This is a genomic window from Oricola thermophila, assembly GCF_013358405.1.
In the GTDB taxonomy this organism is placed as follows: domain Bacteria; phylum Pseudomonadota; class Alphaproteobacteria; order Rhizobiales; family Rhizobiaceae; genus Oricola; species Oricola thermophila.
In genome coordinates this window covers 778,853-790,663 of sequence record NZ_CP054836.1, presented here as the reverse complement: position 1 = coordinate 790,663, position 11,811 = coordinate 778,853, and the positions used below count along the sequence as shown (strand labels likewise).

General features: G+C 63.4%; 10 protein-coding genes. 1 reads left to right on the top strand and 9 read right to left on the bottom strand.

Annotated features, from left to right (window positions below):
• Positions 1-13: 13 nt before the first annotated feature.
• The gene (ngg, locus tag HTY61_RS03670) at positions 14-1,840 is read right to left on the bottom strand and encodes an N-acetylglutaminylglutamine synthetase (RefSeq protein ID WP_175275529.1); all 1,827 of its coding nucleotides are present in this window, start codon (positions 1,838-1,840) and stop codon (positions 14-16) included.
• Positions 1,841-1,847: 7 nt separating this feature from the next.
• Entirely contained in the window at positions 1,848-3,623 is a 1,776-nt protein-coding gene (locus tag HTY61_RS03665) for an N-acetylglutaminylglutamine amidotransferase (RefSeq protein WP_175275528.1), read from the bottom strand.
• A gap of 287 nt (positions 3,624-3,910) precedes the next feature.
• On the opposite strand from HTY61_RS03665, the gene HTY61_RS03660 reads away from it, so the two are divergent.
• Positions 3,911-4,234, top strand: a complete 324-nt coding sequence (locus HTY61_RS03660) for an ArsR/SmtB family transcription factor (protein ID WP_246272909.1) — start codon at positions 3,911-3,913, stop codon at positions 4,232-4,234.
• A 66-nt stretch (positions 4,235-4,300) separates the two neighbouring features.
• On the opposite strand, the gene HTY61_RS03655 is transcribed toward HTY61_RS03660, so the two are convergent.
• The 7 genes from HTY61_RS03655 to HTY61_RS03625 all read right to left on the bottom strand — a co-directional run bounded on the left by HTY61_RS03655 (position 4,301) and on the right by HTY61_RS03625 (position 11,652).
• Entirely contained in the window at positions 4,301-4,747 is a 447-nt protein-coding gene (locus HTY61_RS03655) for an SRPBCC family protein (protein ID WP_175275527.1), read from the bottom strand.
• A 149-nt stretch (positions 4,748-4,896) separates the two neighbouring features.
• Entirely contained in the window at positions 4,897-5,739 is an 843-nt protein-coding gene (locus HTY61_RS03650; protein WP_175275526.1) for an XdhC family protein, read from the bottom strand.
• Between the two features lie 11 nt (positions 5,740-5,750).
• A complete protein-coding gene (locus HTY61_RS03645; RefSeq protein ID WP_175275525.1) occupies positions 5,751-6,935 on the bottom strand; it encodes a vWA domain-containing protein in 1,185 nt (394 codons plus the stop codon).
• The gene (locus HTY61_RS03640) at positions 6,936-7,811 is read right to left on the bottom strand and encodes an AAA family ATPase (RefSeq protein WP_175275524.1); all 876 of its coding nucleotides are present in this window, start codon (positions 7,809-7,811) and stop codon (positions 6,936-6,938) included.
• A 58-nt stretch (positions 7,812-7,869) separates the two neighbouring features.
• Positions 7,870-10,290 (bottom strand): aerobic carbon-monoxide dehydrogenase large subunit, encoded by a 2,421-nt coding sequence (locus tag HTY61_RS03635; RefSeq protein ID WP_175275523.1) that lies wholly within the window; start codon positions 10,288-10,290, stop codon positions 7,870-7,872.
• A complete protein-coding gene (locus HTY61_RS03630) occupies positions 10,287-10,778 on the bottom strand; it encodes a (2Fe-2S)-binding protein (protein WP_175275522.1) in 492 nt (163 codons plus the stop codon). Before HTY61_RS03630 ends, HTY61_RS03635 begins: the two co-directional genes overlap by 4 nt.
• 19 nt (positions 10,779-10,797) lie before the next feature.
• Positions 10,798-11,652, bottom strand: a complete 855-nt coding sequence (locus HTY61_RS03625) for an FAD binding domain-containing protein (RefSeq protein WP_175275521.1) — start codon at positions 11,650-11,652, stop codon at positions 10,798-10,800.
• Positions 11,653-11,811: the final 159 nt, after the last annotated feature.

Sequence of the window (11,811 nt, the reverse complement as noted above, 5' to 3'; positions counted from 1 at the left end):
CCCCGTTTTGGTCCTAAACCCTGTCCCTGTTCATGGTCTGGCGCACGGCCGCTGGCATCGATAGAGGAAAAAGCAGATCAATGAAACGTTCGGCCGTAGGCTGCGGTTCGTGATTGGCCAGTCCCGGCCTTTCATTCGCCTCTATGAAGGCATAATCCGGCCTGCGGGGCGATTTCACCATCAGGTCGATACCGGTCACCGGAATGTCGATGGCACGCGCCGCGGCAACCGCAGCGTCCACCAACACCGGATCGACGATATCGGTCACGTCGTGAATCGTGCCGCCGGTATGCAGATTGGCCGTCTTGCGCACGGCGATCTCGGTATCCGCCGCCAGCACGTCATCCAGGCCGCAGCCCGCTTCCCGCACGGTGCGCTCCGTCTCGGCATCGAGGGGAATCCTGGATTCCCCGCCGGTGGCGGCGGCCCGGCGGCGGCTTTGCGCAGCAATCAGCGCACGGACGGTCCGTTCCCCGTCGCCGACGATGGTTGGCGGGCGGCGAATGGCGGCGGCAACGACCCGGTAGTTGATGACCACGAGCCGCAGATCCTCGCCCTCGACGTACTCCTCCAGCAATACGGTGTCGGATACCGCCCTGGCCGCCTTGATCGCTTCCCTGACCTCGTCGAGATCCGACAGTCCGACCGATATGCCGCGTCCCTGCTCGCCGCGCGCCGGTTTGACGACAACCTTGCCATGCCGCTTGACGAATTCCGCGATCTCGTCCGGACCTGAGCCGTCCTCGAGTTGTGCGGGCACGCGCACGCCCGCGGCCGATACGACACGGCGCGTGACCGCCTTGTCGTCGCATATTGACATGGCCACCGCCGACGTCATCTCGGACAGGCTTTCCCGGCAAAGAATGGAGCGCCCCCCCTGCGTGAGCCGGAAGAAGCCCGCCTCCGCGTCCACCACCTCGACGTGAATGCCGCGCCGTCGTGCCTCGTTGACGATGATCCGGGCATAGGGATTGAACTCCTGGTCGGTGTCCGGTCCGGTGAACAGCGTTTCGTTGATCGGGTTCTTGCGCTTGACGGAAAAGAAGGACACGCGCTCGAAGCCCAGCTTCTCGTAGAGCGCGATGGCCTGCTCGTTGTCGTGCAGGACGGAAAGGTCGAGAAAGGCCGAGCCGCGCGTCGTGAAATACTCCGCCAGGCGCCGCACCAGTGCCTCGCCGATGCCGGGGTGGCGCGCGGCCGGGTCCACAGCGAGGCACCAGAGCGACGAGCCGCCTTCCGGATCGTTGAAGGCCCGGACATGGTCGACGCCGGTCACTGTGCCGAGCACCTCTCCCGTCTGCTCGTCCTCGGCGACGAAATAGATGATGGTACGCGCGTCTCGCTTCGACCAGAAGAATTCCGGCGGCACGGGGATCATGCTGCGGGCCGAATAGATGCGGTTGATCGCTTCCGCGTCCGACTGCGATGTCAGGCGGCGGATGAAGAAGCCCCTCGGAGCCTTGCGCGAAGCGCGGTATTGCGAGAGGTCGAGCCGGTAGGTGTGCGACGGGTCGAGGAAGAGTTCCTGCGGAGCATTCGCGAGCAGGACATGCGGGTTCCGCACATAGAGCGCGATGTCGCGCCGGTCGGGCTGCTCGTCTCGCAATGCCGCGACCATCGCGCCCGATTCATCGAAGGTCTGGGCAAAGACCAGCCTGCCCCAGCCGCAATCGAGCACCGCTTCCGGTGTCATCTGCACCTGCTCGTCGCCATGTTGCGCGATCGGCGGTTTCAGCGCCTGGTCGCGCATGCGCTTCAGCCGGTGCGCATAGGCATCGCGACCCTGCCGGTCCCGCGGTGCCGTGCCGCCCTTGCCGCCGTCCCTGTCCTTGTCCGTCATGGTGACGTCACACCCCGTGTGTCTGCAACCACATTTCGAGCAGCGCGACCTGCCAAAGTTCTGACCCCTGCAGCGGCGTGATGCGGCCGGCGGGATCGGCATAGAGCGTTTCCAGGTAGTCCTGCCGGAAAAGGCCGCGCTCCCGGGCCACCCGCGATCCCATCGCATCCCTGACCATGTCGAGATACTCGCCCTGGATGTACTTGAGCTGCGGGACCGGGAAATAGCCCTTCTTGCGATCGATAACCTCGTGCGGCACCACCTGCCGCGCCACGTCCTTGAGCACGCCCTTGCCATTGTCGAGCAGTTTGAACTCCGGCGGGATGGTCGCGGCCAGTTCGACCAGCTCGTGATCCAGGAAGGGCACGCGCGCCTCCAATCCCCAGGCCATCGTCATGTTGTCGACCCGCTTCACGGGATCGTCGACCAGCATGACATGGGAGTCGAGGCGCAGCGCGCGGTCGACCGGCGTGGCGGCGCCGCCGCGCTGCAGGTGCTCGCTGACAAGCGAACGGCTGACGTCACTTCCTGCCATCCACCGCTCGTCGAGCTGTCCGGCCAGCGTCGCATGCGTACGGTCGAAGAACACGTTGGCATAATCGCCGACGACATCGTCGGATTCGGCCAGTGGCGGATACCAGTGATAGCCGGCGAACACCTCGTCGGCGCCCTGCCCCGATTGCACGACCTTGACGTGTTTCGAGACTTCGCGGCTGAGCAGAAAGAAACCGATATTGTCGTAGGAGACCATCGGTTCCGACATGGCGGCGATCGTGTCCGGCAGGTGGCGGATGAGGTCCGCGGACGGAACGAATATCTTGTGATGGTCCGTCTTGAATGTTTCGGCGATCAGGTCGGAATAAACGAACTCGTCACCTTTCTCGCCATTTGCCTCTTCGAAGCCGATGGAGAAGGTCATAAGGTCCTTCTGCCCCTCCTCCGCCAGCAGCCCGACGATCAGCGATGAATCGACTCCGCCCGACAGCAGCACGCCGACCGGCACATCGGCCACCATGCGCCGGCGCACCGCCAGACGCAGCGCGTCATGAACCCGGTCCCGCCAGTCATCGCGCTTCAGCCCCGCATCTTCGCGCCGCCGCTCGTAGGCCGGCTGCCAATACACGCGATCCTCGATACTCCCGTCCGCGCCGATCGTCCGCGTCGTGGCCGGCGGCAGCTTGCGCACCCCCTTCATGATGGTCCGTGGCGGCGGAACGACCGCATGAAAGCTCATGTAGTTGTGCAGCGCTTCCCGGTCGATATCGGTGTCGATCCCGCCGGCCTTCAGCAGAGCGGGCAGGAAGGAAGCGAAGCGGATGCGGTCATTCGTCTCCGAGTAGTAGAGCGGCTTGATGCCGAAACGGTCGCGCGCAAGCGTCACCGCCCCCGTATCGCGTTCGTGGATCGCAAAGGCAAACATGCCATGAAAACGTTCCACGCAGGCCTGGCCCCATTTGTCGAATGCCTTGAGGACGACCTCCGTGTCGCCGTGGGAAAAGAAGGCATAACCGTCCGCTTCGAGCTCTCTGCGCAGTTCCGGGTAGTTGTAGATACAACCGTTGAACACCACCGTCAGGCCAAGGGCCGGATCGCTCATCGGTTGGGCCGCCTTTTCGGACAGGTCGATGATCTTGAGACGGCGATGACCGAACGCAACGCGTCCTTGCGCAAGGATCCCGCTGCCGTCGGGACCCCGCGGGGCAAGCGCATCGGTCATGCGCGCGACTGCTGACGTATCAGCAAACGCGCCATCGAAACGGATTTCTCCGGCAATTCCACACATATTGGATTGTATTTCCTTCGTCTTGGTCGTCCGCGCGGCAAAAAAAATCACCAACAGGGAAATTGCGGACATAGTAGAGCACGGCGAAAGCCATGCTGGCGGCACACGTTACCTAGTCACCGAATCGCAGAAGATCAAATCGGCGCCGGAATTACCATGCCAATTCACGGCTTGACGCTTTTTGTTCGCGTGCCGGCATCGACACTTTGCGTAAGGGAAACACCGTGTTAGAAGGCGCGGTAAACCTTGCGCGCCCAGACACGAAAGAGCGGAAATTGACTGCACCGTTGGCCGAAACACCCGATCACGAGGAGCAGGCCGCTTCCGCCCGGATGATGGAAAATGCCGAGCGCACGACCAGGTTCCTGAAATCGCTTGCGCACCCCTCGCGCCTCGTCATCCTGTGCCGGCTTTGTGAGTCGGGCGCCAGCGTCGGGGAACTGGAAACCATGCTTGGTGTGCCCCAGGCCGCCGTGTCGAAACAGCTCGCACGCCTGCGCGAAGAAGGCCTCGTCGCCTACAGGCGATCAGGCAGGTCGATCATCTATTCGCTTGCGGATGAGCGCATCCGGCGCGTCGTGAAGACGCTCTACGACGAATTCTGCGTATAGTCCTTCTCCGCGGCCCCAGACCTCAGGTCATTTGCCGTTTGTGCCGTCGGGAATGAGGGCGGGCGCTCAGCCTTCTGCCTCGACCACTTCCTTGAACTTGGCGAAGAACTGGCCGGCCAGGCGGTTTGCCGTCGAAACGATCAGACGGCTGCCAAGTTGGGCGATCTTCCCGCCGACGTCCGCCTTTGCCGTGTAACGCAACACCGTCGCATCGCCATCTTCCTCCAGCTCGACATCGGCTCCACCCTTGGCGAAGCCGGCGACGCCGCCGCTGCCTTCACCCGAAAGCGAAAACCGCCCCGGCGCATTGGACTGATCGAGAGTCACGTTGCCGCCGAATTTCGCCTTCACCGGACCGATCTTCAACGTGACCTTCGCCTCCAGTTCCGTATCCGACTTCTTGACGAGTTCCTCGCATCCCGGAATGCATGCCTTAAGCGTCTCGGTGTCGTTCAACGCGGCGTAAACCCGGTCACGCGGGGCTTCGATCCGGATTTCGTCGTTCATTTCCATGTATTCAGTCCTCAATCATCCACAACAGGATCGACCATTCAGCATGGCCTCTACCACAATATCGTTGTCCGGGGTTTCAGAATTTTCGCTCTCGGCGATCGGCGCAGACAACATTGTCCGAACCGCGTGCAAGCAGTATCGCCACAAACTCATCGTCCTTCTCCCGCCCGCTCGGCCGCGTCGCGCTGTCTGCGGCGACGGACCTGGGTGATTTCGGCCAGGATGGACAAGGCAATCTCGTCAGGCGTTATCGCGCCGATATCGAGACCGGCCGGAGCCTTCAGAGTAGCCAGCCGATCAGCGTCGACGCCCTTGTCCCTGAGCTTTGCCGACAAGGCCGCAGCCTTGGCCCTGCTACCGACGAAAGAGACATGCGCCGAGGGCACAGACAACGCCGCGCTGAGCGCCGCCTCGTCGCCGCGCCCCTGCGTCGAAACGACGATGTACTTGTCTGCGGTTTCGGCGGTTTCGAGCATGAAACCGTCGATACGAGCGTCAGCCGCGGCGAACGCACCCTGATCATCCCCCGGTGCGCAGACCGTGACGTGGTAGCCGAAGCGCAGCGCGATTTCAGCCAGCGCCACAGCGACAGGACTTGCCCCCAAGATGATGATCCCCGGCGACGGCAGGACCGGTTCGATGAAAACGTCCATCGTTCCCTTGCTCGGACACATGTTACGCGCGAAGCGTACACCTTCCTTTTCCGTGCCCGGCGAAACGCCCAGCTCGGCCAGCATGTCCTCGGGCTGCACCGAGACGAAGCGCGGCACGCCGTCGGCCATCGATTCCCTGGCCGCCTTCAGAACCGCGCCACGCGCGCACCCTCCGCCGATCCAGCCTTCCATGATCGTGCCATCGGCGCGGATGATCGCCTTGGCGCCGGCCTTCGCCGCCGTCGCGGCGACCGTGCGCACCACCGTCGCGATCGCGAACGCCTCACCCGCATTCTTCAGTTCGGCGACCTGTTCGTGGATGTCTGCCTTCTGTCCCATGGCGTCCTCCCTCACAGCTCGTTCAGCCACGGCTCAAGCGCGGCCAGGTCCGAAAGCGTGTTCGCCGCGGCGAAATGGTCGAGATGCGGCAGCGCCGCAGCCATGCCGCGCGCCACCGGTGCATAGTCTTTCCAGCCCTTCAACGGGTTGAGCCAGACGATGCGCGCACCGCGCCGCTTCAACCGGGCCACTGCCTCGTCGATCATCTCCGGCGGGTCGGTGTCGTAGCCGTCCGACAGGATGATGACGACACTGCGCCCGTTGACCGATTGCGCCGCGTATTGCGCGTTGAACTGTTTAAGGTTCGAGCCGATTCTCGTGCCGCCACCAAACCCCTTTGCCATAATGGAGAGGCGGTTCACGGCGCGCATCGTGTCACTGTCACGCAAGGCATCGGAAATGCGCACCAACTGCGTGTGAAACAGATAGGCGTCCGTGCGCTGGTCGGCCGAAACGAGACCTTTCAGGAAAGCGAGAAATACCCGCGCATAGACCGTCATCGAACCCGATACGTCGAGAATGGCAATGACGTTCACCGGCCGGTCGGGCCTTGCCTTGCGGAAGAGCTCGATCGGCTCGCCGCCGCGTTGAACGCTTTTGCGCAGGATCTTGCGCATGTCCGGCATCGCGCCGCGCAGCGCCGCCTTTCGCCGCCGGGAGCGCCGATCGCGAATGCTCCGCGCGATCCGTTCGGCGATACGCTCTGCCCGAGTCATATCCTCCGGCGTCATCAGCTTGCGCAGGTCGGTCTTCTCGATATTGGATATTTTCGAGGCGACGAGCCGTCCTGTGCCATCGCCCGCGGAAGCGCCCTCCCCGTCCTCGTCCGGCATATCAGCTTCGCCTTCTTCGTCGCTCTCGCCGGGCGCCATGCGGTAGTTGCTGCCGCTTTTCGCCTTCATGTTGCGTGCGGAATGCGTGACGACCGTGCCGTCACGACTGCGGCCATGATTCAGCCAATAGGCATCGAACAGGTCATCGAAGCGCTTTTCCTGCTCGGCGTCGCCGACGCAGACCGCCCTGAGCGCAGAACGGACCTCGCCAACATGCCCGGCATCGACCGCCGCAAGCGCGGCCAGCGCGGTCTCGGTCTCTCCCAGGCCCGTCGGGATGCCGTTGAGGCGCAGATGCGCCATGAAGCCCGCCAGCCGCTCGGCGGGGCCGTTGGCGCGTTCAGGGAAGCGCGTCACCTGCATTCAGGCTGCCTTTCCGACGAGGCGCTGCTGCACCTCCCTGGGCACCGCCGCACGATCGCGCTCGGTCTTCAGGAGGCAGACCAGTGTCGCCTGCGTCTGTTCGGGGTCGTCGGCCAGGTCGTTGACACCGAGACCGGCCAGCGCAGCAGCCCAGTCGAGCATTTCGGCGATACCCGGCTTCTTTTCTAGTTCCTCCTTGCGCAGCGCCTGCACGAACCCGACGATCTGTTCTGCCAGCCGGTCCTCGAGTGCCGGGCATCTCTTGGCGAGAATTGCCATCTCGGTACGCCGGTCGGGATAGTCGACATAGTTGTAGAGGCAGCGCCGCCGCAGCGCGTCCGAAAGATCCCGCGCGCCATTCGCTGTCAGGATGACGTATGGTCGCGTCGTAGCCTCGATGGTGCCGATCTCGGGTATGGTGATCTGGAAATCGGACAGGATTTCCAGAAGGTAGGCCTCGAACTCCTCGTCCGCCCGGTCGATCTCGTCGATCAGAAGGACCGCCTGCTTGTCCTGCCGGATCGCTTCCAGCAGCGGCCGTTGCAGCAGGAACTTTTCGGAAAAGATGTGGTCCTCGACCTCGGCGGACGACTTGCGCTCTTCCGCCGCGGCGCGGATCGACAGCAATTGCCGCTGGTAGTTCCACTCGTAGATCGCGTGGCTAGCATCGAGCCCCTCGTAGCATTGCAGCCGGATCAGCTTCGCATCCCGCAACTCGGCGAGAGACTTGGCGATCTGGGTCTTGCCGACACCGGCCGGACCTTCCAGCAACAGCGGTTTGCCCAGCGTCACCGCCAGGAAAAGCGCCATCGCCAAGTCGTCGGACGCGACATAGCCGGTATTGGACAGGTCGGCCTGCAAAGTTTGCCAGGACATGCTCATCTCCCCAAGGCCCCGGGACTGAATCCCGGGGACCGGTGGTTTCGGATCGCGCTCAGCCGTGCAGGCCAAGGTCGTGAGCGATCTTCCATATGCGCCAGTGATCGTGCGGCATGTGGGCCTGTTTGAGGCCGAACGGCCGAAACGCGTCGTGGACCGCGTTGGAGAAGGCCGGAACACCGCCGACATTCGGGCTCTCGCCCACGCCCTTCGCCCCGATCGGATGATGCGGGCTCGGCGTCACCGTGTGGTCGGTGGTATAATGCGGCGTTTCCCAGGCGGTCGGGATGAAGAAGTCCATCAGCGTACCGGTCTTCACATTGCCCATGTCGTCATAGGCAATTTCCTGGCCCATCGCGATCGCCAGCGCCTCGGTGACGCCGCCATGCACCTGCCCCTCGATGATCATCGGGTTGATGCGGGTGCCGCAATCATCGAGCGCGTAGAACTGGCGAATTTCCCATTCGCCCGTATCAACGTCGATTTCCATGACGCAGATGTAGGCACCAAACGGATAGGTCATGTTCGGCGGGTCATAGTAGCTGACCGCCTCCAGTCCGGGTTCAAGGCCGGGAATCGCCTGGTTGTAGGCTGCAAAGGCGATTTCCTTCATGGTCTTGAAGCGCTCGGGCGCACCCTTGACCACGAAACGGTCGACATCCCATTCCACGTCGCTGTCGTGAACTTCCAGCAGGTAGGCAGCGATCATCTGCGCCTTGGCGCGTATCTTCCGCCCGGCCATCGCCGTCGCCGCACCCGCGACCGGCGTGGACCGGGAACCGTAGGTACCCAGCCCGTAGGGAGCGGTGTCCGTGTCGCCTTCCTCGACGGTAATGTCGTCGGCCGGAATGCCTATTTCGGACGCCAGTATCTGCGCGAATGTCGTCGCATGACCCTGCCCCTGGCTGATCGTGCCAAGACGGGCAATTGCCGATCCGGTCGGATGGATGCGGATCTCGCAGCTGTCGAACATGCCGAGCCCCAGGATGTCGCAATTCTTGACCGGGCCGGCACCGACGATTTCCGTGAAATGGGTGAGACCGATGCCGAGAAGCTTGCGAGTCTCGCCGCGCTTGAAGGCTTCAACCCGCTCGGCCTGTTCCTTCCGCAGTTCCTTGTATCCGACGGCTTTCAACGCCTTGTCCCATGCCGTGTGATAGTCGCCGGAGTCATATTCCCACCCCAGCGCCGACTGGTACGGGAACTGATCCTTCCTGATGAAGTTTTTCGCACGCAGCTCCGCTGCATCCATGCCCAGCTCGATCGCGAGCACCTCGATCATCCGTTCGATGAAGTAGGCGGCTTCCGTCACCCGGAACGAGCAGCGATAGGCAACCCCGCCCGGCGCCTTGTTGGTATAGACACCGTCGACCGCCAGGTAGGCCGTCGGAATGTCATAGGATCCCGTACAAATGTTGAAGAAACCGGCCGGGAACTTCGTCGGATCGGCACAGGCGTCGAAAGCGCCGTGATCGGCAGTCACGTGGCACCACAGCCCGGTGATCTTGCCGTCCTTGGTGGCGGCGATCTTGCCCTGCATCCAGTAATCGCGGGCAAAGGCGGTAGCCATCAGGTTTTCCATCCGGTCCTCCACCCACTTCACCGGAACGCCGGTGACGATGGATGCGACGATCGAGCAGATATAGCCCGGGTAGACGCCGACCTTGTTGCCGAAACCGCCGCCGATATCGGGCGAGACGATGCGGATATTGTGTTCCGCGATGCCCGAGATCAGCGACGCCACGGTGCGCACCGCGTGCGGCGCCTGGAACGTGCCCCAGACCGTCAGCTTGCCGTTGACCTTGTCCATCGAGGCGACGCAGCCGCAGGTCTCCAGCGGGCACGGATGGGTGCGGTGGTAGTAGACCATCTCCTCGGCCACCACGTCCGCCGAGCCGATCACGGAATCGGTCGCGTCCCTGTCTCCCTGCTCCCAGGTGAAGATGTGGTTGTGATGCCGGCGCGGCCCGTGTGCGCCTTCCATCTTGCCTTCGAGGTCCTCGCGCAGCACCGGCGCATCCTCGGCCTGTGCCTTGAAGGGATCGACGACGACGGGAAGCTCCTCGTATTCGACTTCGACCAGCTCCACCGCATCGGCGGCGATATAGCGGTCCTCGGCGACGACGAAGGCCACCTCCTGCCCCTGGAAAAGGACCTTGCCGTCGGCAAGCACCATCTGCACGTCGCCGGCAAGTGTCGGCATCCAGTGCAGGTTGAGCGGCCGCAGGTCATCGGCGGTCAGCACGGCGATAACGCCCGGCACGGCCAACGCCTTCTCGGCGTTGATCGACTTGATGCGGGCATGGGCATAGGGCGACCTGACGAAATCGCCGAACAGCATGCCCGGCATCTTGATGTCGTCCACGTAATTGCCCTTGCCCTGGGTGAACCGCGCGTCCTCGACGCGCTTGCGCTCGGTGCCGAGGCCCTTGAGGGCGGCGGCGCGTTCGGCTTTCGGGGGAGTCATCTCGTTCATTGTGCTGCCTCCTTGGCGGCGTTCAGTTCGGCCGCGGCGGCGAGAATTGCCTTGACGATGTTCTGGTAGCCCGTGCAGCGGCACAAATTGCCGGCCATGCCGAAACGGACATCCTCTTCGCTCGGGTTCGGGTTTTCCTGCAGGAAACGGTAGGCCCGAGTGATCATGCCCGGCGTGCAGAACCCGCATTGCAGGCCGTGATGCTCCTTGAACATCTGCTGCAGGACATGCAGCCCGTCGGGATCGCCGAGCCCCTCGATCGTGGTGATCTCGGCGCCGTTGGCCTGCGCGGCGAACACCGTGCAGGACTTGACCGACTTGCCGTCCATGTCGACCGTGCAAGCGCCGCAATGCGACGTGTCGCAGCCGATATGCGGCCCGGTAATTCCCAGCCGCTCGCGCAGCACGTGGATCAGCAACTCGCGCGGCTCGGCCAGCAGTTCTTCCTGCTTCCCGTTCACCGTCAGCTTGATATGCATCTTGCTCATTGTAAGTTCCCCTCCCGCCTCAGGCGCGCGACGCCGCGCGTTCTATGGCGCGGCGCAGCATCACGCCTGCGACATGTTTCTTGAAATCGACCGGACCGCGATTGTCCTCCTGCGGATCGATCGCCTCCTGCATGGCGGCCACGGCGGAATCGAGCGCCGCGCCGTCGAGACTTGTTCCGACAAGCGCATCGGCGGCCGCCTTGCACCACACCGGCGTGTCGGCAAGGTTGGTCATCGCGATTGAAGCGGACGTGCATTTCCCGCCGTCCTTTTCGATCAGGACGGCAGCCGCGGCGGTTGCGTAGTCGCCGATCTTGCGCTTCTGCTTTTCATACGCGTACCCGCCTTTCGGCACCGGGAACCGGATCGTGACGAGGATCTCCTCGTCGGAGCGGGCAGTGAAGTAGGCGGCCTCGTAGAACTCGCGCGCCGCGACCTCCCGCGTGCCGTCCGGCCCGGAAAGAACGTAGCTCGCATCGAGGCACTGCATCAGGCCCGGCATGTCGTTGCCCGGGTCGCCATTGGCTACATTGCCGCCGACCGTGCCGACATAGCGCACCTGCGGATCGGCGATCTGCAATGACGCTTCGCGGATGATCGGCGCGGCCTTGGCCAGCGCATCGCTGGTGATCAGTTCATGCTGCGTCGTCATCGCTCCGATGGAGACGCTGTCACCATCGACCTTGATGCCCTTCAGGTCGCCGATGGCCTGCAGGTCGACGAGATGCGCGATTTCTGTCATGCGCAGCTTCATCATCGGGATCAGGCTGTGGCCACCCGCGGTCGCACGCGCCTCGTCGCCATATTTGACCAGCAGCGCCACCGCATCGGCGACGGACTCCGGCCGGTGATAATCGAAATTTCCAGGTATCATGCGTATCCTCCCGCACAACGGACAGCCCCGGTTTGCTCCGGCGTCCGCGTGGTGGGAAGGATATGATGCGCACTGTCGCAGGCGACCGCTAAGACATGGCCGGCGCGGCGCATTTCACGAAATGCGATTTATCCGCACGAAATGCGAAACAGTGCCCTG

Excerpts from the sequence above, each read along its gene's own strand:
- HTY61_RS03635 (WP_175275523.1), bottom strand. The coding sequence starts at position 10,290 with ATGAACGAGATGACTCCCCCGAAAGCCGAACGCGCCGCCGCCCTCAAG.
- ngg (WP_175275529.1), bottom strand. The coding sequence starts at position 1,840 with ATGACGGACAAGGACAGGGACGGCGGCAAGGGCGGCACGGCACCGCGG.
- HTY61_RS03625 (WP_175275521.1), bottom strand. The coding sequence starts at position 11,652 with ATGATACCTGGAAATTTCGATTATCACCGGCCGGAGTCCGTCGCCGAT.
- HTY61_RS03665 (WP_175275528.1), bottom strand. The coding sequence starts at position 3,623 with ATGTGTGGAATTGCCGGAGAAATCCGTTTCGATGGCGCGTTTGCTGAT.
- HTY61_RS03645 (WP_175275525.1), bottom strand. The coding sequence starts at position 6,935 with ATGCAGGTGACGCGCTTCCCTGAACGCGCCAACGGCCCCGCCGAGCGG.
- HTY61_RS03655 (WP_175275527.1), bottom strand. The coding sequence starts at position 4,747 with ATGGAAATGAACGACGAAATCCGGATCGAAGCCCCGCGTGACCGGGTT.
- HTY61_RS03650 (WP_175275526.1), bottom strand. The coding sequence starts at position 5,739 with ATGGGACAGAAGGCAGACATCCACGAACAGGTCGCCGAACTGAAGAAT.
- HTY61_RS03630 (WP_175275522.1), bottom strand. The coding sequence starts at position 10,778 with ATGAGCAAGATGCATATCAAGCTGACGGTGAACGGGAAGCAGGAAGAA.
- HTY61_RS03640 (WP_175275524.1), bottom strand. The coding sequence starts at position 7,811 with ATGTCCTGGCAAACTTTGCAGGCCGACCTGTCCAATACCGGCTATGTC.